This window comes from Streptomyces sp. Ru62 (genome assembly GCF_002920615.1).
Classification (GTDB): Bacteria; Actinomycetota; Actinomycetes; order Streptomycetales; family Streptomycetaceae; genus Streptomyces.
Genome location: NZ_PQSU01000005.1, coordinates 115,038 through 139,409 on the forward strand (window position 1 = coordinate 115,038; position 24,372 = coordinate 139,409).

General features: G+C 71.2%; 22 protein-coding genes, 2 pseudogenes and 1 riboswitch. Of the genes and pseudogenes, 9 read left to right on the forward strand and 15 right to left on the reverse strand.

All coding sequences use genetic code 11. The annotated features are described in order from the left end of the window. Positions 1-39: 39 nt before the first annotated feature. Positions 40-909: a carbohydrate ABC transporter permease gene (locus C3492_RS08540; RefSeq protein ID WP_103811316.1), complete on the forward strand. Its 870-nt coding sequence runs from the start codon at positions 40-42 to the stop codon at positions 907-909. A 24-nt stretch (positions 910-933) separates the two neighbouring features. On the opposite strand, the gene C3492_RS08545 is transcribed toward C3492_RS08540, so the two are convergent. Together C3492_RS08545 and C3492_RS08550 are read right to left on the reverse strand one after the other, a co-directional pair. Next, positions 934-2,127, reverse strand: a complete 1,194-nt coding sequence (locus C3492_RS08545) for a spermidine/putrescine ABC transporter substrate-binding protein (protein WP_103811145.1) — start codon at positions 2,125-2,127, stop codon at positions 934-936. 166 nt (positions 2,128-2,293) lie between these two features. Beyond that, on the reverse strand, positions 2,294-3,733 hold the full coding sequence (locus tag C3492_RS08550) for a gamma-aminobutyraldehyde dehydrogenase (RefSeq protein WP_031097257.1): 1,440 nt from the start codon (positions 3,731-3,733) through the stop codon (positions 2,294-2,296). A gap of 170 nt (positions 3,734-3,903) precedes the next feature. On the opposite strand from C3492_RS08550, the gene C3492_RS08555 reads away from it, so the two are divergent. The 7 genes and pseudogenes from C3492_RS08555 to C3492_RS08585 all read left to right on the forward strand — a co-directional run bounded on the left by C3492_RS08555 (position 3,904) and on the right by C3492_RS08585 (position 10,570). Beyond that, positions 3,904-4,425 (forward strand): Lrp/AsnC family transcriptional regulator, encoded by a 522-nt coding sequence (locus C3492_RS08555; protein WP_041665515.1) that lies wholly within the window; start codon positions 3,904-3,906, stop codon positions 4,423-4,425. Between the two features lie 19 nt (positions 4,426-4,444). Then, entirely contained in the window at positions 4,445-5,809 is a 1,365-nt protein-coding gene (locus tag C3492_RS08560) for an aspartate aminotransferase family protein (protein WP_103811146.1), read from the forward strand. Positions 5,810-6,000: 191 nt separating this feature from the next. Continuing rightward, entirely contained in the window at positions 6,001-6,741 is a 741-nt protein-coding gene (locus tag C3492_RS08565; RefSeq protein ID WP_103811147.1) for an ABC transporter ATP-binding protein, read from the forward strand. Beyond that, positions 6,723-8,032: pseudogene (locus C3492_RS08570) on the forward strand (hypothetical protein). Before C3492_RS08565 ends, C3492_RS08570 begins: the two are co-directional and overlap by 19 nt. 95 nt (positions 8,033-8,127) lie before the next feature. Continuing rightward, complete coding sequence (locus C3492_RS08575) at positions 8,128-8,535, forward strand: VOC family protein (RefSeq protein WP_103811148.1); 408 nt, start codon at positions 8,128-8,130, stop codon at positions 8,533-8,535. 35 nt (positions 8,536-8,570) lie between these two features. After that, complete coding sequence (locus C3492_RS08580; RefSeq protein WP_103811149.1) at positions 8,571-9,695, forward strand: LOG family protein; 1,125 nt, start codon at positions 8,571-8,573, stop codon at positions 9,693-9,695. Between the two features lie 176 nt (positions 9,696-9,871). Then, on the forward strand, positions 9,872-10,570 hold the full coding sequence (locus C3492_RS08585; RefSeq protein ID WP_258055563.1) for an LAETG motif-containing sortase-dependent surface protein: 699 nt from the start codon (positions 9,872-9,874) through the stop codon (positions 10,568-10,570). Between the two features lie 148 nt (positions 10,571-10,718). On the opposite strand, the pseudogene C3492_RS46830 reads toward C3492_RS08585, so the two are convergent. The 12 genes and pseudogenes from C3492_RS46830 to rpsB all read right to left on the reverse strand — a co-directional run. Continuing rightward, positions 10,719-11,085, reverse strand: a pseudogene (locus C3492_RS46830) (maleylpyruvate isomerase N-terminal domain-containing protein); the annotation flags it as partial. 24 nt (positions 11,086-11,109) lie between these two features. Beyond that, the gene (locus C3492_RS08595) at positions 11,110-12,129 is read right to left on the reverse strand and encodes an ABC transporter ATP-binding protein (protein ID WP_103811150.1); all 1,020 of its coding nucleotides are present in this window, start codon (positions 12,127-12,129) and stop codon (positions 11,110-11,112) included. Beyond that, the gene (locus tag C3492_RS08600; protein WP_103811318.1) at positions 12,130-13,731 is read right to left on the reverse strand and encodes an iron ABC transporter permease; all 1,602 of its coding nucleotides are present in this window, start codon (positions 13,729-13,731) and stop codon (positions 12,130-12,132) included. Positions 13,732-13,778: 47 nt separating this feature from the next. Further along, complete coding sequence (locus C3492_RS08605) at positions 13,779-14,852, reverse strand: thiamine ABC transporter substrate binding subunit (RefSeq protein WP_103811151.1); 1,074 nt, start codon at positions 14,850-14,852, stop codon at positions 13,779-13,781. 80 nt (positions 14,853-14,932) lie between these two features. Then, positions 14,933-15,039: riboswitch (TPP riboswitch) on the reverse strand. 23 nt (positions 15,040-15,062) lie between these two features. Beyond that, a complete protein-coding gene (rlmN, locus tag C3492_RS08610; RefSeq protein WP_103811152.1) occupies positions 15,063-16,169 on the reverse strand; it encodes a 23S rRNA (adenine(2503)-C(2))-methyltransferase RlmN in 1,107 nt (368 codons plus the stop codon). Between the two features lie 60 nt (positions 16,170-16,229). Further along, a complete protein-coding gene (locus tag C3492_RS08615) occupies positions 16,230-16,418 on the reverse strand; it encodes a hypothetical protein (protein ID WP_103811153.1) in 189 nt (62 codons plus the stop codon). 40 nt (positions 16,419-16,458) lie between these two features. Beyond that, positions 16,459-17,733: a cytochrome P450 gene (locus C3492_RS08620; protein ID WP_103811154.1), complete on the reverse strand. Its 1,275-nt coding sequence runs from the start codon at positions 17,731-17,733 to the stop codon at positions 16,459-16,461. A 194-nt stretch (positions 17,734-17,927) separates the two neighbouring features. Then, entirely contained in the window at positions 17,928-19,073 is a 1,146-nt protein-coding gene (locus tag C3492_RS08625; protein WP_103811155.1) for a phosphatidate cytidylyltransferase, read from the reverse strand. Beyond that, a complete protein-coding gene (gene frr / locus C3492_RS08630; RefSeq protein ID WP_014675285.1) occupies positions 19,073-19,630 on the reverse strand; it encodes a ribosome recycling factor in 558 nt (185 codons plus the stop codon). The genes C3492_RS08625 and frr overlap by 1 nt, the downstream gene beginning before the upstream one ends. Positions 19,631-19,806: 176 nt before the next feature. Further along, positions 19,807-20,565: a UMP kinase gene (pyrH, locus tag C3492_RS08635; protein ID WP_014675284.1), complete on the reverse strand. Its 759-nt coding sequence runs from the start codon at positions 20,563-20,565 to the stop codon at positions 19,807-19,809. 215 nt (positions 20,566-20,780) lie between these two features. Then, the gene (gene tsf / locus C3492_RS08640; RefSeq protein ID WP_103811156.1) at positions 20,781-21,617 is read right to left on the reverse strand and encodes a translation elongation factor Ts; all 837 of its coding nucleotides are present in this window, start codon (positions 21,615-21,617) and stop codon (positions 20,781-20,783) included. A gap of 163 nt (positions 21,618-21,780) precedes the next feature. Then, positions 21,781-22,668 (reverse strand): 30S ribosomal protein S2, encoded by an 888-nt coding sequence (gene rpsB / locus C3492_RS08645; RefSeq protein WP_103811157.1) that lies wholly within the window; start codon positions 22,666-22,668, stop codon positions 21,781-21,783. Positions 22,669-22,942: 274 nt separating this feature from the next. On the opposite strand from rpsB, the gene C3492_RS08650 reads away from it, so the two are divergent. After that, a complete protein-coding gene (locus C3492_RS08650) occupies positions 22,943-23,527 on the forward strand; it encodes a murein hydrolase activator EnvC (protein ID WP_258055564.1) in 585 nt (194 codons plus the stop codon). A 279-nt stretch (positions 23,528-23,806) separates the two neighbouring features. Here C3492_RS08650 and C3492_RS08655 read toward each other — a convergent pair whose 3' ends face one another. Then, positions 23,807-24,364, reverse strand: coding sequence for a TetR/AcrR family transcriptional regulator (locus C3492_RS08655; RefSeq protein ID WP_103811159.1), 558 nt, complete (start codon positions 24,362-24,364; stop codon positions 23,807-23,809). Positions 24,365-24,372 lie beyond the last annotated feature (8 nt).

Consider the following 24,372-nt stretch of genomic DNA (forward strand, 5'->3'; position numbering starts at 1 on the left):
CGCGTGAAGAAGGGGGGACGCGTGAAGGAGGGAGGACGCGTGAGCCGTCGCCGTTTCCCGTGGCTGTCGTACCTCGTGGTCGTGACCGGCGCCGTGCTCACGGTGGTGCCGTTCCTCGACATGGTGATGACGTCCTTCAAGGGCCCCGGCGAGTCCGGCACGCTGCCGTACCGGTTCCTGCCCCAGGCGTTCGACCTCTCCAACTACCGGGCGGCGATCGGCCAGTTGGACCTGCCCGTGCTGTTCCGCAACAGCGTGGTCGCCACCGCGCTGATCACCGGATCGGTGCTGCTCACGTCGTCCCTCGCGGGCTACGCGCTCGCCAAACTGCGCTTCCCGGGCCGGGACTTCGTCTTCCGCCTCGTGCTGTCCACGATGATGTTCCCGCCGTTCCTCTTCCTCATCCCGCACTTCCTGATCCTGGTGCACTGGCCGCTGGCGGGCGGCAACGACCTGTTCGGGCGCGGTGGCGCCGGCCTGACCGTCAGTGTCGCGGCGCTCGCCGTGCCGTTCCTCGTCAACGGCTTCGGGATCTTCCTGACCCGCCAGTTCATGGTCGCGATCCCGGACGAGGTCCTGGAGGCGGCACGCATCGACGGCGCCGGCGAGTTCACGGTGTGGTGGCGGATCGTCGTACCGCAGACCAAGCCGGTCCTGGTCACGCTCGGGCTGCTGACCTTCGTCGACGCCTGGAACGAGTACATCTGGGCGCTGCTCGTCTCGACCGCCAACCCGGACGTGATGACCCTGCCCGTCGGCATCCAACTGCTCCAGGACCACGTCGACCCGACCCGCACGATGCCCATCGTCATGGCCGGCCTCGTCCTGAGCATCCTCCCGGTCCTGCTCCTCTTCCTGCTGCTCCAGAAGTACTACATCAGGGGCGTCATGCTCAGCGGCCTGAAGTGAGCCCGGCACCCCGGCGGCTGTGTGCTAGAGCCCCACGATCCCGTTCCACCGCCGGGTGAACTCCGGGCGTTCCGCGGAGGTGATGTCGCGGGCGACGGCGAGGCGGCGGCGCATGGCGGAGTCCGGGAAGATCAGGGGGTTGTCGGCGAGGGCGGCCGTGTCCTTGTCCTTGGCGGCGGCCAGGACCTCGCGGGCCGCCGGGACCGGGCAGACGTAGTTCACCCAGGCGGCGAGCCGGGCGGCGACCTCGGGGACGTAGTAGTAGTCGATCAGGCGCTCGGCGTTGGCCTTGTGGCGGGCGCGGTCGGGGATCATCAGGGAGTCCGACCACAGCTCGGCGCCCTCCTCGGGGACGACGAAGCGGATGTCGGGGTTGTCCGCCTGGAGCTGGATGACGTCGCCGGAGTACGCCTGGCAGGCGAGGACGTCCCCACTGACCAGGTCCTTGGTGTAGTCGTTGCCGGTGAACCGGCGTATCTGGCCGCGGTGGACCTGCCGTTCCACCTGGTCGCAGACCTGGTGGAAGTCGTCCGCGGTCCACCGGGTGATGTCGACGCCGTTGCCCTGCATGAGCAGGGCGAACGACTCGTCCAGGCCGGACAGCAGGGTCACGCGGCCCTTGAGGTCCTTGGCCCACAGGTCGCAGACACGGCGTACGTCGCGGCCGAGCGCGCGGCGGTTGTAGGCGATGCCGGTGATGCCGGACTGCCAGGGCACGGTGAACCGGCGGCCTCTGTCGAAGGCGGGCGAGCGGAGCAGCGGGTCGAGGTGCCCGGCCACGTTCGGCTGGTGGGCGCGGTCCATCTCCTGGACCCAGCCGAGCCGGACGTACCGGGCGCACATCCAGTCGCTGATGACGATCAGATCGCGGCCGGTGGACCGGTGGCTCATCAGCGCGGGGCTGATCTTGCCGAAGAACTCGTCGTTGTCGTTGATCTCCTCGACGTAGTCGACGGTGATCCCGGTGCGCTTCTCGAACCCCTCCAGCGTGGGCCGCAGGTTCGGGTCGTCATCGTCGGTGTCGATGTAGAGCGGCCAGTTCGCCCAGGTCAGCCTTCTGTCGCCCGCGGACTCGTCGGCCACGGCCCGGTCAGCGGGCGCCACACGGGCGGCGGGCACCCCGCAGCCGCCCAGGGCACCGAGCACGGCGGTGCCCCCGAGGGCGGCGAGGAGGGAGCGGCGGGACAGAAGGGGCCTGCGGGAGGAAGTCAGGGGCACCCCGGCAGAATGCCGCCCCGCCGCGCGAAGAGACAGTCGACGCTGCGTCGAGCGGGCCGTCGCCGATCCGGCACGTTGTCGATCAGCCACCCGAAGGGGCGCGGGGAACTGCGCGAACAGCCCCACGCGCCCGCAGCCGGACAACGGCCGGACCCGGCAGGGACCGTCAGCCGTCCAGCGACGTCATCACGTGCTTGATCCGCGTGTAGTCCTCGAAGCCGTACGCCGACAGGTCCTTGCCGTAGCCGGACTTCTTGAAGCCGCCGTGCGGCATCTCGGCGACCAGCGGGATGTGGGTGTTGATCCACACGCAGCCGAAGTCGAGCTTCTTGGACATCCGCATCGCGCGGGCGTGGTCCTTGGTCCACACCGAGGACGCGAGCGCGTACTCGACGCCGTTGGCCCACTCGACGGCCTGGTCCTCGTCGGTGAAGGACTGCACGGTGATGACCGGGCCGAAGACCTCGTTCTGGATGATCTCGTCGTCCTGCTTCAGGCCGGAGACGACGGTCGGGGCGTAGAAGTAGCCCTTGTCGCCGACCTGCTGGCCGCCCGCCTCGACCTTGGCGTGGGCGGGGAGGCGCTCGATGAAGCCGGAGACCTGCTTGAGCTGGTTGGGGTTGTTCAGCGGGCCGAAGAGCACGTCCTCGTCGTCCGGCTGGCCGGTCTTGGTCTCGGACGCGGCCTTGGCGAGCGCGGCCACGAACTCGTCGTGGATGGACTCCTGGACGAGGACGCGGGTGGCGGCCGTACAGTCCTGGCCGGCGTTGAAGAAGCCCGCCACGGAGATGTCCTCGACGGCCTTGGCGATGTCGGTGTCCTCGAAGACGACGACCGGGGCCTTGCCGCCCAGCTCCAGGTGCACCCGCTTGAGGTCCTTGGAGGCGGACTCGGCGACGGACATGCCGGCGCGCACGGAGCCGGTGATGGAGGCCATGGCCGGGATGTCGTGCTCGACCATCATGCGGCCGGTGTCGCGGTCGCCGCAGATGACGTTGAAGACGCCCTTGGGCAGGATCGAGCCGATGATGTCGGCGATCAGGACGGTGGAGGCCGGGGTGGTGTCCGACGGCTTCAGGACCACCGTGTTGCCGGCGGCGATGGCCGGGGCGAACTTCCACACGGCCATCATCATCGGGTAGTTCCAGGGCGCGACCTGCGCGCAGACGCCGACCGGCTCACGGCGGATGATCGAGGTCATCCCGTCCATGTACTCGCCGGCCGAGCGGCCCTCCAGCATCCGGGCCGCGCCCGCGAAGAAGCGGATCTGGTCGACCATCGGCGGGATCTCCTCGGAGCGGGTGAGCCCGACCGGCTTGCCGGTGTTCTCCACCTCGGCCGCGATCAGCTCCTCCGCACGCTCCTCGAAGGCGTCGGCGATCTTCAGGAGGGCCTTCTGCCGCTCGGCCGGCGTGGTGTCGCGCCAGCCCGGGAAGGCGCGGGCGGCGGCCTCCATGGCGGCGTCCACGTCCGCCTGCCCGGACAGCGGCGCGGTGGCGTACGCCTCGCCCGTCGCCGGGTTGACGACCTCGGTGGTCCGTCCGTCGGCGGCGTCCCGGAACTCACCGTCGATGTAGTTGCGCAGACGACGCAGCTCGGTGCTCACTGCCGGCCTCCTGATCTGGTTCAAGCTGTCCGATCTCTGAGACACCCACCCTAGTCGGCGTACCGACGTTTTCAACACCCCCACCGCGACCACTTCTGCGAAATCCGCAAGGTGGAGTCGCGCAAACAACGAATTTCATCGATCGGGCCTTGCGAAACTGTCGAGACGTCGTGCACAGTGAGGCCGTGGCCAGTCGAAGCGCAGACCAGAGGGACTCGTCCCGCGAGTCCAGGAACGGCGGCAGTCCCCAGCTGGACGCCGTCTCCCTCGCCATCATCCAGCAGCTCCAGGAGGACGGCCGCCGGCCGTACGCCGCGATCGGCAAGGCCGTCGGCCTGTCCGAGGCGGCCGTGCGGCAGCGCGTGCAGAAGCTGCTGGACCAGGGCGTGATGCAGATCGTCGCCGTCACGGACCCGCTCACCGTGGGCTTCCGCCGGCAGGCGATGGTCGGGATCAACGCCGAGGGCGATGTCGAGAAGATCGCGGACGCGCTGACTGACATGTCGGAAGTCGAGTACGTGGTGATGACCGCGGGCTCGTTCGACATCCTCGCCGAGATCGTCTGCGAGGACGACGACCACCTGCTGGACGTCATCAACAAACGCATCCGGTCCCTGCCCGGAGTGCGCTCCACCGAGAGCTTCGTCTACCTGAAGCTCAAGAAGCAGACCTACATGTGGGGAACCCGATAACCGTGAGGACCCGATAACCGTGAGCAGCAAGGACCTCAGCCGCACCGCGTACGACCACCTGTGGATGCACTTCACCCGCATGTCCTCGTACGAGAACTCCCCCGTCCCGACCATCGTCCGGGGTGAGGGCACCTACATCTACGACGACAAGGGCAAGCGCTACCTCGACGGTCTGGCGGGTCTGTTCGTGGTCCAGGCCGGTCACGGCCGCACGGAACTCGCCGAGACCGCCTTCAAGCAGGCCCAGGAGCTCGCCTTCTTCCCGGTGTGGTCCTACGCCCACCCCAAGGCCGTCGAGCTGGCCGAGCGCCTCGCCGACTACGCCCCGGGCGACCTGAACAAGGTCTTCTTCACCACCGGCGGCGGCGAGGCCGTCGAGACCGCCTGGAAGCTCGCCAAGCAGTACTTCAAGCTCCAGGGCAAGCCGACCAAGTACAAGGTCATCTCCCGCGCGGTCGCCTACCACGGCACCCCGCAGGGCGCCCTGTCGATCACCGGCCTGCCGGCTCTGAAGGCCCCCTTCGAGCCGCTGGTGCCGGGTGCGCACAAGGTCCCGAACACCAACATCTACCGCGCGCCCATCCACGGCGACGACCCGGAGGCCTTCGGCCGCTGGGCCGCCGACCAGATCGAGCAGCAGATCCTCTTCGAGGGCCCGGAGACCGTCGCCGCGGTCTTCCTGGAGCCGGTGCAGAACGCCGGCGGCTGCTTCCCGCCGCCGCCCGGCTACTTCCAGCGCGTGCGCGAGATCTGCGACCAGTACGACGTGCTGCTCGTGTCGGACGAGGTCATCTGCGCCTTCGGCCGCCTCGGCACGATGTTCGCCTGCGACAAGTTCGGCTACGTCCCGGACATGATCACCTGCGCCAAGGGCATGACCTCGGGCTACTCCCCGATCGGCGCGTGCATCGTCTCCGACCGGATCGCCGAGCCGTTCTACAAGGGCGACAACACCTTCCTGCACGGCTACACCTTCGGCGGCCACCCCGTGTCGGCCGCGGTGGGCCTCGCCAACCTCGACCTGTTCGAGCGCGAGAACCTCACCCAGCACGTCCTGGACAACGAGGGCGCCTTCCTGCGGACCCTGCAGAAGCTGCACGACCTGCCGATCGTCGGCGACGTCCGCGGCAACGGCTTCTTCTACGGCATCGAGCTGGTGAAGGACAAGAACACCAAGGAGTCCTTCAACGACGAGGAGACCGAGCGCGTCCTGTACGGCTTCCTCTCCAAGGCGCTGTTCGACAACGGCCTGTACTGCCGTGCCGACGACCGCGGCGACCCGGTCGTCCAGCTCGCCCCGCCGCTGATCTCCGACCAGGGGACCTTCGACGAGATCGAGCAGATCCTGCGGGCCACCCTCACGGAGGCGTGGACCAAGCTCTGATCATCCGACGGGATGACCGACCCCGGCCCCGGTGCGCTCCGTTCGAGTGAGAACGGCGGCCCGGGGCCGTGTGCTGTCCGGGCTCCCGTCCGGGACCTGCCTAGCGTGCCAGTGACCGATCGGCCCAGCCCTCGTTCCCCCGGACGGAGGAACAGGCACGGGAAAACGGATCTGAACCGAGGTGTACGCCCATGGAGGCTCCGCCGGACAACGACGTGCTCTGGGCACGCTCCCTGCACTTCAGCCACCGCGACGGCTCCCCCGGACTCGCCGGGGTCTCGCTCGGCGTACGGCAGGGCGAGATCCTCGCCGTCAGCGGCCCGCGCGGCAGCGGCAAGACGACACTGCTGCGCTGCCTGTCCGGCCTGGAGCCGGTGCGGTGCGGCGAGGTGTGGTTCAACAGCTCCCCCGTGCACACGCTCGGCCCGATGGCCCGCGAGCGGCTGCGCCGTGACCGCTTCGGCTGGATCGACCCCGAGCCGTTCCTGGTCCCCGAGCTGAACGTGTGGGAGAACGCCGCGCTCCCGCTGATGCTGCGCGGCACCGGGCGCCGCCGGGCCAAGGTGGCCGCGCTGGAGTGGCTGGAGCGGCTGGACGTCGGCGAGAAGGCCCGCAGCCGCCCCCGCGACCTCCAGCACGCCGAACGCCAGCGCGTCGCCATCGCCCGCGCGCTCGCCCCCGGCCCCACGGTCCTCTTCGCCGACGAACCCACGGCCCCGCTGCACCGCGCCGACCGCGGCCACGTCCTGCGCACCCTCACCGCGGCGGCCCGCTCGCACGGCATCACGGTCGTCCTCGCCACGCACGACGCCGAGACCGCCGCCCTCGCCGACCGCACGGTGGCCCTGCTGGACGGGCGGCGCGTGCACACCGTGCACCTGCCGGACAGCCCCGACACGGAAGGCCGGGCCGCGTGCTCGCTCTCCGTCTGACCCGTGCCGCCCGGCCCGCCGTCCAACTGCGCCGCCTGCTGGTGGCCGCGGCCTCGGCGGGCACCGGTTTCCTGCTGCTGTCCTGCCTCGGCCACGCCCTGAACCACCCCGAGGCCGCGGACGCCTCCGCGCTGCGCCTGGCCTGGTGCGCGGTGCCGCTCGCCGCCACGGTGTACCTGGCGCTCGCGGTCGCCCGCACCGACCCCGGCACCCGGCCGCGCCCCGGCCTGTCCGCCGTGGGCCTCGGCCCGGCCCGTCTCATGGCCCTCTCCGCCCTGACGACGGCCCTGTCCTGCACCCTGGGCTCGCTGCTGGCCCTGCTGGTCTTCCTCCACCTGCGCGGCGACCTGACGGGCATGCCGTTCGACGGCGCGGCGGCGGACGTCCTGGCCGCGGACCGTTCCCTCCCCCTCCCGGCGACCCTGACCCTCCTCGCCCTGCTCCCGGCCACGGCGACGACGGCGGTGGCCCTGGCCCTGCGCCCGCGGGACCCGGTCCCCCGCCCCGGACCGGCCGGGGCTTCGGCCGCTTCGGTGCGTACGGGGGGTCGCCGAAGAAGGAGACGTTCGGGGCGGCGGGGCGCTTCCGGGGACGCGCGGCAGCGTCCCCGCGGGCACGGGCGGCAGCGGACCCGCGTCCCACGGGCGGCGACGAGGCAGCGCAGGGAACGGGACCCGACCCCGAACCCTCCGCACCCGCACCGGACACCGAGGTCCAGCCCCCCGCCGGCCTGCCCTGGGGCGTGGCCCTCGTCACCGCCGGACTGGCCGTACAGGCCTACGCCGGCCGCTCCACGCCCGCACCCTCCCTCGCCGTGCTCCTCGGCTGGCTCCTCACCGCCACCGGTCTCGTCCTGGCCTCCCCCGGCCTCACCCATCTGTGCGGACGACTCCTGCAGTGCTCCCGCCCGGGGGCGCTGAGGCTGCTCGCCGGCCGGGTCCTGATGGCGGAGGCCGCCCGGATCGGCCGCCCGCTGGGCGTGCTCTGCGCGGTGGCGTCCGCCGGCTACGCCATGACCGCCCTGTACGACGGCGCCGGCCCGGCCCCCGCCTTCGGCCCGCTGTCCGCCCTCGGCGCGTTCGTCGTCGCCGGCTCCACGCTCGCCACCCTCCTCACCGCGGCCGTGGAGGCCCGCCAGTGCCGCGCCGACACCATCGCCGCGCTGCTCCGCCTCGGCGCGCCCACCGCGATGCTGCGCGGCGCCGCCGCCCTCCGCGCGGCCGCCCTGCTGGCCCTCTTCGGCCCGCTCACCCTCGGGATCGCCGCGCTGTCGGCGCTGCCGCTGATCTGAAAAAACTTCGGCGGTCGCCGATGAGTCCGGCGCGGGCCGCCGGTCTACCCACCGAACGCGACGAACCGCGCACGACCCGGACGGGAGAGGCCCGCATGTACCAGCAGATGATCTTCGTGAACCTGCCCGTGAACGACCTGGACGCCTCCAAGAAGTTCTTCACGGAACTCGGCTACTCGATCAACCCGCAGTTCAGCGACGACAAGGCGGCCTCCGTGGTGATCAGCGACAGCATCGTCGCGATGCTGCTGACCAAGCCGTTCTACGCGACCTTCACCAAGAAGGAGATCGCCGACGCGACGACGACGAGCGAGGTGCTGATCTGTCTGAGCGCCGAGAGCCGCGAGAAGGTGGACGAGCTGGTCGACAAGGCCATCGCGGCCGGTGGTACGGCGAGCGGCGAGCCCCAGGACCAGGGCTTCATGTACGGCCGCGCCTTCGACGACCTCGACGGCCACACCTGGGAGGTCGTGTGGATGGACCCGGCGGCCATCCAGAGCTGACCCCGGGGCCCGAACATCCGTGCCAGCATGGGCGGGTGCAACCGACACCCGCCCAGCCGCACCGCGCCGCCCACGACCGCGAGATAGAGTCCCTCGCCGAGTTCGACGAGGTGGTCGCCGAACACGGCTCGCTCGCCCGGTTCCGGGTCCAGGCCGTCGACCTGACCAGCCGTACGGACGCCCTGCTCCGCCTCGACACCACGGGCGCCGTCTTCCTCGGCTGCCCGATGGACCCGGAGGCCGCCGCCCGGGTCCGGGCCGCCGGGGCCCTGGTGTTCCCGCCGGTACCGGGGCTCCCGTTCGACCCGTACCGCGCCTTCGTCTACACGCCCGACGAGCTGTTCGAGGGGCTGGACGCGGGGTACGAGGTGACGCCGGACGCGCGCGCCTACGCCTGGTTCCAGCGGACGAAGGCCGACGGTGACGTCTTCTCCTCGATGCTCCGCTCGATCCACGACGACGCCGTCTCCGACGCCCTGGACGAACTCCTCGTCGGCGCCCGGGTGGTGGGTGTCATGGGCGGCCACGCGATGGCCCGTGGGACCGACGCGTACGCCGGTGCCGCCCGGCTCGGCCGCGAACTCGCCCGCGCCGGCTGCACGGTCGCCACCGGCGGCGGACCGGGCGCGATGGAGGCCGCCAACCTCGGTGCCTACGCCGCTCCGTTCGGCGACGACATGCTGGACGACGCGCTCCGGCTGCTCGCCAAGGCACCCTCGTTCCGGCCGTCGGTCAGCGAGTGGGCGCGCGCCGCGTTCGAGGTGCGCGAGCGCTGGCCGGGAGGCGGGGACTCGGTGGGCATCCCCACCTGGTTCTACGGCCACGAGCCGCCCAACGCCTTCGCCGCGCACATCGCCAAGTACTTCGCCAACGCCACCCGCGAGGACGGCCTGCTGGCCCGCTCCACCGCCGGGGTGGTCTTCCTGCCGGGCGCCGCCGGGACCGTACAGGAGATCTTCGACAACGCGACGCCCAACTACTACGAGTCGCGCGGCGAGCCGACCCCGATGGTGCTCGTGGACAGCGGGCACTGGACGCGGGAGCTGCCGGCCTGGCCGTTGCTCCGGTCGCTGGCGCGGGGGCGGGCGATGGAGTCCCGAATCGCCCTCGTTGACCGGATCGAGCAGGCTCCGGACGCGCTCAAACGTCTGGGCGGTTAATAAGCGGGCAAAGTCAACAGCCGTTGACGGCCGATGCGTTGACACTCCTTATGGAGCGCTTATAGACCTGGGAGCCTCCCGGGGTTGCTGGGGCCTCAGCTGTCCGTGTGTCATCCCTCGCCCCAACTCCCCGTCCACCCCCCGCAATGGCACTCTGTAAAGGACAAACGTTGTCCATGACTCTCCGTGGCGCACGCCGTTCCGTGCGCGTTCTGGGTGTCGCCTCCGGGTCGGCGGCGCTGGTGCTCGGACTGGCCGGCTCCGCTCTCGCGTGCAACATCAAGGACTTCTCCGCCGAAGCCAAGTGCGACGGCGACAAGGGCGTCATCGTCGTCACCGACACCGACGCGTCCGCCAAGGACGCCACCGTCAGCGTCTTCCTCAAGGGCGTCGGCGGCGTCGAGACCAAGGTCGGCGAGCAGCCGGTCAAGGGGTCCAAGGAAGGCGTCCGGATCACCTTCTCCGAGGACTGGAAGCCGAGCGCCACGTACCGGATCCACGTCAAGGCAGGCAACATCGTCGACGAGGACATCCAGCCGGACCTGGTGACCCCGTCCACCGCCTGCAAGACCGAGAGCGAGACCCCGAAGCCGACGGCCAGCGCGACCCCGTCGCCGTCACCGTCGTCGTCGCCGGGCAAGTCCGCCCCGGCCCAGCCGGCGACCCCGGCCCCGTCGGCCTCGGGATCGAGCTCCGCCCCGGCCGGTACCGCCGAGAACGCGCCGTCCCCGGCGGCCGGTGAGTCCAACCTCGCCGAGACCGGTGCGAACTCCAACACCGGTCTGATAGCCGGCGTCGCGGCGCTCCTGGTCGTCGTCGGCGGTGGCGCCGTCTGGTTCGGCATGCGCCGCCGTGGGGCGAGCCGCAACGGCTGACCTCACCGCCGTACCGCCCCGGCCCGTCCCCTGTGCCCAGGGGGCGGGCCGGGGCGCGTCAGCCGAACGTGGTCCGCGCCAGCCAGAACTCCAGCACCACGCGATCGCCGAGCACCTCCAGTCCGGGCGTGTCCAGCGGCAGCCGGCAGCCGGAGTTCAGCATCCCGGTCCACGCCCACACTCCCGGTGTCGGAGCCGGCCTCGCGCAACGCGCCGACGACCAGCTGGCCCGTGCCGGCGAGCCACTGGCCCAGGGCCGCCGCGTCCCCGCGCTCCTCGGTGCCGACGCCCAGCGGCACCTCGTCCGGCGGGATGTTCCCCCGCGCCCGGGTGCGCACCAGGGCGTGGACCCAGCGCAGGGCGCCCCCATATGGCGTACGAGGTCCTCCAGCGACCAGTCGGGGCAGGTCGGCACGGTGGGGGGACAGGTCGGCGCCCGAGGTCACCACGGCTCTCAACCGCTCGGTGTGCTGGGCGATCTCGTCGCAGTAGCGGTCATGCGCGAGCAGAGGCATGGCCTCACCCCAAGGACGCGATGATCAGTCGAGCACGACGGTTTCGGCCACGTCGAACTCCACGCCGACCGAGGCGCCGGGCTCCGGTGCGTCCCGGAGCGGGCAGGCCGCCTCCAGTCGGGGGCCGTCCGCCGGCTGGAGGTGGACGGCCACATGGGTGCCCTTGAAGGTGCGGGCGGTCACCGTGCACGCCAGGCCCTGGTCGGCGGGCACGAGCCGGACGCCGGCCGGGCGGACGAGGACCGTGCGGTGGCCCTGCGCGGAGCCGTCCGGCACCGGCAGCTTGCCCCACGGGCTGTCGGCGACCGTGCCGGCGACGGTCGCCGGGACCACGTTCTCGAAGCCGAGGAAGCGGGCCACGAACGCGTCGGCGGGGCGCTGCCACACATCGAGCGGCGTCCCGGACTGGGCGATGCGCCCGTCCCGCATCACCACCACCCGGTCGGCCAGCGCGAACGCCTCTCCCTGGTCGTGGGTCACGGCCAGCACGGTCGTCCCCAACCGGCCGAACAGCTCCCGCAGTTCGACCACCAGCCGTTCCCGCAGCGAGCGGTCCAGCTGGCCCAGCGGCTCGTCCAGCATCAGCAGCCGGGGCCGGGGCGCGAGCGCCCGGGCGAGGGCCACGCGCTGCTGCTCGCCGCCGGACAGCGAGGCCACCGCCCGCCGCGCGGCGCCGGGCAGCCCGACCAGCTCCAGCAACTGGCCCACCTCGGCGTCCCGTTCCCCCTTGGCGACGCCGTGCATGCGCAGCCCGAACGCCACGTTCGCGCCGACGTCCCGCTGCGGGAACAACTGGTGGTCCTGGAACATCAGTCCGACGCCCCGCTGGTGCGCGGGTACGCCCGCCTGGTCCCGGCCGTCGAGCAGGATCCGTCCACCGGACAGGGGCTGGAGCCCGGCCACGGCCCGCAGCAGCGTCGACTTCCCGCTGCCGCTGGGTCCGAGGACGCACACCACCTCGTGCTCGGCGACTTCGAGGCCGACGGCGTCGAGCACGGCCCGCCCGCCGAAGCGCACGGTCGCGGCATCCAGGCTCAGCAGCATCTAGAACTCCCCCGTCCGGTCGGTCCGCAGCCGCTCCAGGACGAGCAGCGCGGCGGCGCACACCACCATGAGAATCGTGGAAAGGGCCATCGCCTGGCCGTAGTTGAGGTCGCCGGGACGGCTGAGCAGCCTGGCCACCGCGACCGGGAGCGTCGGGTTGTCGGGCCGGGCGATGAACACGGTGGCCCCGAACTCGCCCAGCGACACGGCGAACGCGAACCCGGCCGCGACCAGCAACGCCCGCCGCACCAGCGGCAGATCCACCTCCCGCCACACCCGCCAGGGCGAGGCGCCCAGCACGGCCGCCGCCTCCCTGAGCCGGACGTCCACCGCGCGCAGCACGGGCAGCATGGTCCGTACGACGAACGGGGCGCCGACCAGCGCCTGGGCGAGCGGCACCAGGACCCAGGACTGGCGCAGGTCCAGCGGCGGCTTGTCCAGCGCGATCAGGAAGCCGAAGCCGACGGTCACGGCGGAGACGCCGAGCGGCAGCATCAACAGCGCGTCGAAGCCCCGCACCAGCCGTCCCGCGTCCCGCCGGGCCAGCGCGGCGGCGGCGAGCCCACCGATCACCACGGCGACGGCGGTGGCCGCGACCGCGTACTGGAGCGAGGTCCACACCGCGTGCACGGGCGCCACCAGGAACGTACCGCCGTCCGTGTGGGTCAGCGCCCGGTAGTAGCCGAGGCCGGGCGCGTCCAGGGAGCGGCGGACGAGGACGGCGAGCGGCAGGACCAGCAGCAGCGCCACGACGGCGAGGACCGAGACGAGCAGGGCCCACTGTCCGGCGCCGCGCGGGCGCCGGGCCGTCACCTTCGGGTCCACGAGCCGCAGCGCGGTCTCCCGGCGCCGTACCGTCCAGGCGTGCACGGCGAGGACCGCGCCGACCGCCGCGAACTGGACCAGGGTGAGGACGGCGGCCGTGGACAGGTCGAAGACCTCCGAGGTCTGCCGGTAGATCTCCACTTCGAGGGTGGAGAAGGTGGGGCCGCCGAGGATCTGCACCACACCGAAGGAGGTGAAGGTGAACAGGAACACCATCAGGGAGGCGGCGGCCACGGCGGGCGCGAGCGCGGGGAGGGTGACCTTCCGCCAGGCCGTCAGCGGGGAGGCGCCCAGCATCCGGGCGGCCTCCTCCTGCCGGGGGTCGAGCTGCGCCCACAGCCCGCCCACGGTCCGCACGACGACCGCGAAGTTGAAGAAGACATGGGCCAGCAGGATCGCCCAGACCGTGGTGTCCAGCCGTACCCCCCACAGCTCGTCCAGCAGCCCGCCCCGGCCGACCAGCGCCAGGAAGGCGCTGCCCGCGACGACGGTCGGCAGCACGAACGGGACGGTGACGACGGCCCGCAGGAGTTGCTTGCCCGGGAAGTCGAGGCGGGCGAAGACGTAGCCGGCGGGCAGGGCGAGCAGCAGGGTGAGCGCGGTGGAGGCGAGCGCCTGCCAGGTGGTGAACCACAGCACGTGCCGGATGTCCGGCTGGGTGACGACGTCCGCGATCCGCCCGAGGTGCCAGGCGCCGTCCGTCCTCAGCCCGCGCGCGACGATCGCGGCCACGGGCCAGGCGAAGAACAGCGCGAAGAACGCGACGGGCAGGGCCATGAGGCCGAGCCGCGCCGCGTTCCCGCGCCTGTCCCTCACGCGGGCGGTCACTTCAGTACGAGTGACGTCCACGCCTTGACCCACTGGTCGCGGTTGGCGGCGATCTTGTCCGGGGCCATGGTCCGGGGATCCTTGGCGGCCGGCCCGTACTCGGTGAAGTCGGCGGGGACGGCGGCCCCTTGCACGACCGGGTAGACGAACATGTTCAGCGGCATGTCCTGCTGGAACTCCTTGGTGAGCAGGAAGTCGAGGAACGCCTTGCCGCCCTTGGTGTTCTTCGCGTTGCTCAGCAGCCCGGCGTACTCGGTCTGCCGGAAGCAGGTCCCGTAGGACACCCCGGTCGGGGCGGTGCCGGGCCGCTTCTTGGCGTAGATCACCTCGGCGGGCGGGGAGGAGGCGTACGACACCACGAGCGGCCGGTCGCCGCCCGCCTTCCTGCCCTCGGAGGAGCCGGAGAACTCCTGGTAGTAGGCCTGCTCCCAGCCGTCGACGACCTTGACGCCGTTGGCCTTCAGCTTCTTCCAGTAGCCCTGCCAGCCCCCGTCGCCGAACTGCGCGGCGCTGCCGAGCAGGAAGCCGAGGCCCGGCGAGGAGGTGGCCGCGTTCTCGGTGACGAGGAGGTTCTTGTACTGCGGCTCGGCGAGGTCGGCGAAGGACTGCGGCGGCGTCAGCTTGTGCGCGCTGAACCAGGCCTTGTCGTAGTTGACGCAGATGTCGCCGGTGTCGACGGGCGTGACCCGGTGCTTGTCCTGGTCGACGCGGAACTCGGGCCGGACCGTGTCGTAGCCCTTGGCCTGGTACGGCTGGAAGAGCCCGTTGTCCAGGGCCCGGGACAGCAGGGTGTTGTCGACGCCGAAGAAGACGTCGCCCTGCGGGTTGTCCTTGGTCAGGACGGCCTTGTTGACGGCCTGCCCGGCGTCCCCGTCCTTGAGGACCCTGACCTTGTACCCGGACTGCTTCTCGAAGTCCTTCAGCACGTTCTTGGAGACGGCCCACGAGTCGTGGCTGACGAGGGTCACCGTCTTGGAGTCCGCGGACGACCCGCTCCCGCCGGAACCGCACGCGGACAGGCCGATCAGGCCGAGCCCGACCGCCACGGCCACGAAGGTCTTGTTGTGCACTGGATGTCCTCCTGGGGTTGGCCAGGAAGAGACGCGGCCCCGCCCGGGCTCCGCCGGGGAGCCCGGGCAGGGCGCAACAGCTTGAGTGATGACCGAACTCCCTACCCAGAATGACCTGGGCGAGGTTCAGAGGGTCTGCGGCCCGGTGCCGCACTCTCAGCGCTGTGGCGCTCCCCTGTCGGAATATGAAGATATGTGGACGGGGTCAGATTACCGCTCGGTGGCCGCGAGCTGACCGCAGGCCCCGTCGATCTCCTGTCCACGGGTGTCCCGGACGGTGACGGGCACACCGTGCGCGGCGATGGCCTCCACAAACGCCTTCTCGTCCTCCGGCCGCGACGCGGTCCACTTCGACCCCGGCGTCGGGTTCAGCGGGATGAGGTTGACGTGCACGGGCTTGCCCTTCAGCAGCCGCCCGAGCCTGTCCCCCCGCCACGCCTGGTCGTTGATGTCGCGGATGAGCGCGTACTCGATGGACAGCCGGCGCCCGGACTTCTCCGTGTACTCGAACCCGGCGTCCAGCACCTCGCGCACCTTCCACCGCGTGTTCACGGGGACGAGGGTGTCCCGCAGCTCGTCGTCGGGGGCGTGCAGGGAGATCGCGAGCCGGCACTTGAAGCCCTCGTCGGCGAACCGGTGGATGGCCGGCACGAGCCCGACGGTGGAGACGGTGATCCCGCGCTGCGAGAGGCCCAGCCCGTCCGGGGCCGGGTCGGTGAGCGCCCGGATGGCGCCGACGACCCGCTTGTAGTTGGCGAGGGGCTCGCCCATCCCCATGAAGACGATGTTGGACAGCCGCGCGGGCCCACCGGGCACCTCGCCGTCCCGCAGCGCCCGCATGCCGTCCACGATCTGGTGGACGATCTCCGCGGTGGACAGGTTCCGGTCCAGCCCCGCCTGCCCGGTCGCGCAGAACGGGCAGTTCATACCGCACCCGGCCTGCGAGCTGATGCACATGGTGACCCGGTCCGGGTACCGCATCAGCACGGACTCGACCAGCGTCCCGTCGAACAGCCGCCACAGCGTCTTGCGCGTGGTCCCCTGGTCGGTGGACAGATGCCGCACGACGGTCATCAGCTCCGGGAACAGCGCCTCCTGGAGCTTGGCGCGGGAACCGGCGGGGATGTCGGTCCACTGCTCCGGGTCGTGCGCGTACCGCGCGAAGTAGTGCTGCGAGAGCTGCTTGGCACGGAACGGCTTCTCACCGATCCCGGCCACCGCGTCCTTGCGCTCGGCGGGCGTAAGGTCGGCGAGATGCCGCGGCGGCTTCTTGGCTCCGCGCGGCGCGACGAAAGTGAGTTCTCCGGGCTTGGGCATGGTCCTACCAGTGTCGCAGATCCAAACGGGTGGCCCGGCGCGTGCGTGAGGGGGCCGTTCCTAGTCGTCGTCGGTGTCCCCGCTGCCGCCCCGGCCCCGGCTCTTCTGGGCGCTGCTCACCAGTTCGCCCGCGCCGCGCGTGAGGGCGGCGACGACCCGGACCCAGCGTGGGCCGCCGCGCTCCGCCCACACCACGCACACGCAGCCGCCGATGACGAGCGCCAGGACGCCGAGCAGTAGAAAGATCATGTTCCCCCCTGTGTTCCTGCGTACTTTGCCATGCGACGGTTCACCACGTCACGGGCAGGGACCTCGGCCCGCGGATCAGACCCTGCCGTTGGAACTCCACCTCCTCGGGCGGCACGGCCAGGCGGATGCCGGGGAAGCGGGTGAGTACGGCGCCGATCATGACCTCGGCCTCCATGCGGGCCATGACGGCGGCCAGGCAGTGGTGCGGGCCGTGCCCGAACGCCACGTGGGCGAGGTTGTCGCGGTCGAAGTCCAGGGCGCCGGGGTCGGGGAAGACCTCGGGGTCGCGGTTGGCGGCGAGGTAGGCGTTGTAGACGACGTCACCGGCCCGGATCAGCCGGCCGCCGACCTCCACATCCTCAGTGGCGACACGGGGGATGCCGACGCCGTTGCGGTGCGGGACGTAGCGGAACAGCTCCTCCAGGGCCCGGGGCAGCAGCTCCGGCTCGCGGCGCAGCCGGTCCAGGTGGCCGGGGTGGGTGAGCAGCGCGTACATCATCGAACCGCTGTTGTTGCGGACCGCGTGGCCGCCGCTGACCTGGACGGCGATGGCGAGGGAGACCGCCTCGTCGTCGGTGATCTCGCCGGCCGCGGTGGCCTGCGCCAGCACGCCGGCCAGGTCGTCGCGGGGATCGTCTCGGCGCCTCCGGAGCAGTTCGGTGATCAGGGCCCGGGTGGTCCGGGCCGCCTCCGCGGCCCGCTGCTCCGAACCGGCTCCCGCGGACAGCAGGGCCTCGCCCGTCGCGGCCCAGCGGTGCCAGTCCTCCTCCGCCACGCCGAGGAAGTCGCGGAGCACGGCGATCGGGAAGGGTCCGTGCAGGTGCTCCATGAGGTCGGCCGGGGCGCCGGCGCGTTCCATCGCGTCGAGCAGGCCGGCGGCCCTGCGCTCCGCGAGCGGTCGCAGCCGCCGCATGCTCCGCCCGGTGAACGCGCGGGCGACGACCCGGCGCAGCCGGGTGTGCCGGGGCGGATCGATGTACTGCAGGCCCGCCGTCTGCGAGGCCACCGGCACCGGGCGCATCGTGGTGACGGCACGGCCGACGACCCGTTCCCGGGAGAAACGCGGGTCCGAGGTGACGAACCGGACGTCCTCGTAACGCGTGACCAGCCAGGCGCACCCCTCGCCGTACGGCAACCTGATCCGCGCGACCGGTTCCTCACGCGACAGCACGTCCAGCAAGGGATCGGGGGCGAGCGCGGGCAGGTCGTCGACGGGCCAGAACCGGATGGGCGGGGGTGGCGGGGTGGAAGCGGGACCGGGGGCAGCGGAGGCGGGCACCGGGTCGGCCGACATGGACGTCGGGTCGAGGGGCATCGGCTCACTCCCTGCTGCGTCGCCGGGCGGTGGTGGAACGGCCGTCCTCTGAGGGAGTCTGCCGCGCACCGGCACCGCCCGCCGACTCCTGCTGCGGCATCCGGGTACGGCGGAGTGGAACGGGTACGACGACGGCCCCCGCCCTGTTTCAGGACGGGGGCCGAAAAGCCGTGGCGCTCACGGGGACGGGCCGCTCACGTGGAGCCGACGAAGATCACCATCAGCAGCCACACCACCGGCGCCGTGGGCAGCAGCGAGTCGAGCCGGTCCATGATGCCGCCGTGACCGGGAAGCAAGGTGCCCATGTCCTTGATGCCCAGATCCCGCTTGATCATGGATTCGCCGAGGTCCCCCAGCGTGGCGCTGACCGCTACCGCGAGGCCCAGCAGCAGGCCCTGCCACCAGCTCCCGTCGTCGATCAGGAACTGCATGCACAGCGCGCCGGCGACCATCGCGAACAGCACCGCGCCCAGCAGTCCCTCGCGGGTCTTGCCGGGGCTGATGCGCGGAGCGAGCTTGTGCTTGCCGAAGCGCCAGCCGACCGCGTAGGCGCCGGTGTCGCTGACGACCGTCAGGAGCAGGAAGGTGAGCACCCGCCAGGGGCCGTCCTCGGCGGTGAGCATCATCGCGACGAACGTGGCCAGGAACGGCACGTAGAACGCGGCGAAGAGGCCGGCCGTGACGTCCCTGAGGTAGTTCTCCGGCGGCTCCGTCATCCGCCAGACCAGCGCGGCCAGCGCCGTCAGCGCCATGGCGACCCACGCCCCCTCGGCCCCCCGCACATAGCCGGCGACGACCATCGCCGCGCCGCCGACCGCGAGCGGCACCAGCGGCGCCTTGATGCCCTTGCGTTCCTGGAGCCTGCTGGTCAGCTCCCACAGACCGACGACGACGGCGACCGCGATCACGCCGACGAACACGGCCTTGACGATGAACAGGGACGCGACGATCACCACACCCAGCCCGACGCCGACGCCTATGGCCGCGCTCAGGTCACGGCCCGCGCTCTTCTTCTGCGGCGCTGGCGCCGGCTGCGGGACGTCGGGCATGGGCTCCGGGTTCTGGGTCTCGGCCGGGAGTTCCCGGGCCTGGAACGTCTCGTCTCGGAACAAGGGGCCGCTCAGCCGAGCGGCCCCCCGGTCGTCGTCCTGGTCTCCTCCGCCGTACACGGGGGCGTCGGGCACGATGGACATGGGGCGAGTCTGCTGCGCCTCAGGCGCATCGTATGCGGGACCCGCCGGGCCGGCCCCCGGGACAGGCTGGGCGGGCCCACCCCCGGTGGGCCCCCAGTACCCGGCCTGGCCCGCTGATGGCGGCGCCCCCCAGGAAGAGTCGCTCATCAGACTTCGAGCAGCTCCGCTTCCTTGTGCTTGAGGAGCTCGTCCACCTGGGCGACGTACTTCGCCGTGGTGTCGTCGAGCTCCTTCTCCGCACGACGGCCCTCGTCCTCGCCGACCTCGCCGTCCTTGATCAGCTTGTCGATGGCGTCCTTGGCCTTGCGGCGCACCGAGCGGATCGAGACCTTGGCGTCCTCGCCCTTGCCCTTGGCCACCTTGATGTACTCGCGGCGGCGCTCCTCGGTCAGCTCGGGGAACACCACCCGGATGATGTTGCCGTCGTTGCTGGGGTTGACGCCCAGGTCGGAGTCGCGGATGGCCTGCTCGATGTTGCGCAGCGCGCTCTTGTCGAACGGGGTCACGACCGCCATGCGCGGCTCCGGCACGGAGAACGAGGCCAGCTGGTTGATCGGCGTCGGGGCACCGTAGTAGTCGGCCACGATCTTGTTGAACATCGCCGGGTGCGCACGGCCGGTGCGGATCGCGGCGAAGTCCTCCTTGGCGACCACGACGGCCTTCTCCATCTTCTCCTCGGCTTCGAGGAGGGTCTCTTCGATCACCACTTGCTCCTGCGTGTCTTGAGTAAGGCCCGGCTGCGGTTCCTGAACTCGGTCGGCGGCCGGCTGCGTCGCGTCTTCTTCCTGCACGGTTCCCGACCGGCAGGACATTGTCCATCCCCCGGCCGGGGTCCGGCCCCCTCACAGGGCCGCACATCACCGGCCGGGTTGATCCGGGGTCAGTCCCGGCTGCCCTGGTCACCCACCAGCGTGCCGATCTTCTCACCCTTGACGGCACGGGCGATATTGCCCTCCGCGAGAAGCTCGAAGACGAGGATCGGGAGCTTGTTGTCGCGGCACAGCGTGATGGCGGTGGCGTCGGCGACCTTGAGGTCCCGGGTGATGACCTCGCCGTAGCCGAGAGCGTCGAACTTGACGGCGTCGGGGTTGGTCTTGGGGTCGGAGTCGTAGACCCCGTCCACGCCGTTCTTGCCCATGAGCAGCGCCTCGGCGTCGATCTCCAGGGCGCGCTGGGCGGCGGTGGTGTCGGTGGAGAAGTAGGGCATGCCCATACCGGCGCCGAAGATGACCACGCGGCCCTTCTCCAGGTGGCGCACGGCGCGCAGCGGGATGTACGGCTCGGCGACCTGGCCCATGGTGATGGCGGTCTGCACGCGGGACTGGATGCCCTCCTTCTCCAGGAAGTCCTGGAGGGCGAGGCAGTTCATCACGGTGCCGAGCATGCCCATGTAGTCGGAGCGGGCACGGTCCATGCCGCGCTGCTGGAGTTCGGCGCCGCGGAAGAAGTTGCCGCCGCCGATGACGACCGCGATCTGGGCGCCGTCGCGCACGACGGCCGCGATCTCACGGGCGATCTTGTGCACCACGTCCGGGTCGACGCCCAGTCCCCCGCCACCGGAGAAGGCCTCTCCGGACAGCTTCAGCAGAAACCGGCCGCGTACTTTGCCGTCGTCGCTCTTCTGGGCCTTGGTGGTCATGGGGATCCCAACTCTTTCACGTGTTGCACATACGAAGAAGGCCATTGCCGATGGGGTTGCTTTTCGCTCCCATGCGCGGCAATGGCCTCCTCGTCAGATCTGCTGCCGTCCGCCCCACGCCGGGGTGTGGCGGTGTGCGCGGACGACTGCGGTCGACCCTATCGGGATTTCCTCGTGGATTTCTCCGGGGGTCGCGCGTCGATCGCGGTACGGACTCAGATGCCGACCTTGATGCGCGAGAAGCGCTTCAGGGTGACACCGGCCTCGTCCAGCACCTTCTGGACCGACTTCTTGTTGTCGAGCGCGTACGGCTGGCCGAGCAGCGTGGCGTCCTTGAAGAAGCCGTTGAGACGACCCTCGACGATCTTGCCGATCGCGGCCTCGGGCTTGCCCTCGGCGCGGGTGGTCTCCTCGGCGATGCGGCGCTCGGACTCGACGACGTCGGCCGGCACGTCCTCCTTGGAGAGGTACTTCGGCGCGAAGGCGGCGATGTGCTGGGCGACGCCCTTGGCGACCTCGGCGTTCGGCTTGTCGAGCTCGACCAGGACACCGATCTGCGGGGGCAGGTCGGGCATGGTGCGGTGCATGTAGGCGGTGACGTAGCCGTCGGAGAACTGCGCGAAGCGGTCCAGGACGATCTTCTCGCCGAGGTTGGCGTTGGCCTCGTCGACGTACGCCTGGACGGTCTTGCCGGGCTCGATCTCGGAGGCCAGCAGGGCCTGGAGGTCGGCCGGGTTCGTCTTGGCGACGTGCTCGGCGATGGCGTTGGCCACGGCCTGGAACTTCTCGCCCTTGGCGACGAAGTCCGTCTCGCACTTCAGCTCGACCAGGACACCGGAGGAGTTGTCGTCGGCGATGATGGAGACCACGGCGCCGTTCTCGGCGGAGCGGCCCTCGCGCTTGGCGACGCCCTTCTGGCCCTTGATGCGCAGCGCCTCGACGGCCTTCTCGACGTTGCCCTCGGCCTCGTCCAGCGCCTTCTTGCAGTCCATCATGCCGGCGCCGGTCAGCTCACGGAGCTTCTTGACGTCGGCGGCGGTGTAGTTCGCCATGAGTCTGTGAGTCTTTCTCGAAGTCTGGAAGATCTTCAGATCCGCACGGTCGGCGGTCCAGGTCCCAGGGGAACGCGGACCGCGTACGTCGTGCCGACCTACGGGTGAACAGCGGGGGCGGAGTCATGTCCCGCCCCCGCCGTCGAACGCTGACGGATCGGCGTCAGGCCTGCTCGGCCTCGGCGGCCGGAGCCTCGACAGCCGGAGCCTCGGCAGCCGGAGCCTCGGCAGCGGCCTCGGCCGGCTTCTCGGCCTCGGCGGCCGGAGCCTCGTCCTTCTTCTCACCCTCGAGCAGGTCACGCTCCCACTCGGCGAGCGGCTCGCCCGCGGCCTTCTCGCCCTTGTCGCCGGTGGCGACGCCGGAGCGGGCGATGAGGCCCTCGGCGACGGCGTCGGCGATCACGCGGGTGAGCAGGGTGACGGAGCGGATCGCGTCGTCGTTGCCCGGGATCTTGTAGTCGACCTCGTCGGGGTCGCAGTTGGTGTCGAGGATCGCGACGACCGGGATGTTCAGCTTCCGGGCCTCACCAACGGCGATGTGCTCCTTCTTGGTGTCCACGATCCAGACGGCGCTGGGCACCTTCTGCATCTCGCGGATACCGCCGAGGGTCTTCTCCAGCTTGGCCTTCTCGCGCGAGAGCACGAGAAGCTCCTTCTTGGTCAGACCGGACGCGGCGACGTCCTCGAAGTCGATCTGCTCAAGCTCCTTGAGGCGCTGCAGACGCTTGTAGACGGTCGAGAAGTTGGTGAGCATGCCGCCCAGCCAGCGCTGGTTGACGTAGGGCATGCCGACGCGGGTGGCCTGCTCGGCGATGGCCTCCTGCGCCTGCTTCTTCGTGCCGACGAACATGACCGTGCCGCCGTGGGCGACGGTCTCCTTGACGAACTCGTAGGCGCGGTCGATGTACGACAGCGACTGGAGCAGGTCGATGATGTAGATGCCGTTGCGCTCGGTGAAGATGAAGCGCTTCATCTTCGGGTTCCAGCGACGGGTCTGGTGACCGAAGTGGACGCCGCTCTCCAGCAGCTCCCGCATCGTGACGACGGCCATGGCCGTTTCTCCTTGGTGTTCTCGGTTGTGCCGCGTCCGCCGGACGGCGGTCGCGCCTGACGCCCGCGATGCGCCGTGCCGCGAAGGACCGAGGGGCGCGTGGTACGAACCGTTGCCGGCTGCCGTACCGGGGCGTGCGAAGTCGACCCGGTGACCCGGATCGCCAGAAGAAGTGTACGGGACCGGCGAGGCACCGGGTGACGCCGCTGTCCACAACCGGCGAGTGGTCCACAGGGTCAGGCCACGATCGGCGGGTGTGCGGGACGGTGTCGGCATGCGACGAACGATGCGATGTGCGCTGCTGTGGCCGGCGCTGGTCCTCGGCCTGGCGTCGGGCCTGGGGTTGGGGCTGGCCCTGCTCACGCCTCTGGCCTGGGCGGACACCCCTCCCGTGGAGCCGCCGCGCCCTCCGACGGCCCCCGTGCCGACCGTGGCCCGCGTCTGGCCGGTCGGTGCCCGCCCACCGGTCCTGCGTGGCTGGGAACCACCGGCGACGGTGTACGGCCCCGGGCACCGGGGGGTCGATCTGGGAACGCCGGCCGGGGCGCCCGTACGGGCGATCGCACCGGGCCGAGTGCTGTTCGCGGGGCGGGTGGCGGGGCGGGGCGTGGTCTCGGTGGAACTGCGGGGGACGGATCTGCGGACGACGTACGAGCCGGTGCGGGCGTCGGTCCGGAAAGGGGAGGAGGTGGGGGCCGGGGCGGTGGTCGGGATGGTGGAGCCGACGGGGTCCCACTGCGGGACACGGACGTGCGTGCACTGGGGTCTGCTGCGGGGAGACGCGTACGTGAACCCGCTGTCCGTGCTGCCACCGTGGCTGGGCGGGGGGCCGTCGAGATTGCTGCCGGTTGAGTCTTAGCGGGGCGGGTGTGCCTTGGCTGCGGGGAGGGGCCCGATCGGTCGTTCACACCGGGGCCCTGCGAGGTCACTCCGGTCGCGAGCCGGCCACGGGCCGGTCGTGGCCGCTCGCGTCCGCGCCCCCTTCGGGGCGCTGCCGTGCCGTCGGCCGCGGGGCCGGCCAGATCGCTACGGTCGTGAGCCGGCCGCAGGCGAGCCGTGGCCGCTCGCGCAGTTCGCCGCGCCCCCTTCGGGGCACGGCGCTGGGAACGTCACCGACCCTGGTCGGCGTTGGCCGGGTTCAGCCGTTCACGCCTCGAAGTGCCATGGCCACGGCCGCGTCCGTCACCACCGTGGGGTCCTCGGCCGCGCCCAGCTCGATGCGCCGTACCGCCGCGTCCACGACCCCCTGCACCAACATCGCCGCCAGCCGGGGCTGCTCGTGCCCCAGCTCCTCCAGCGCCTCGACGATCATCGCGACGAGCCCCCCGTGGGCCGCACGGATCTTCTCCCGGGCCCCGGCATCCAGCTCGCTCGCGGAGATGGCGACGACCGCCCGGTGCCGCCGGTCCCCCACCAGCGCGAGCTGCCGCCGTACATACGCCTCGACCTTGCCCTCGGCCGTCCCGGCCCGCTCCATCGCCGCCGCGACCTCCGCCGCCCACACCGGGAAGTCGACCTCGCACAGCTCTTCGACCACGGCGGCCCGGGACCGGAAGTACTCGTACACGGACGACCGCGCCAGCCCCGTCCGCTCGGCCAGCGCGGGAAAGGTCAGCGCCTCCGTCCCGCCCTCGGACAGCAGGGACCGAGCCGCGTCCAGCAGGGCGGCTCGCTGCATCGACCGGTGTTCGGCCACGGAGGCCG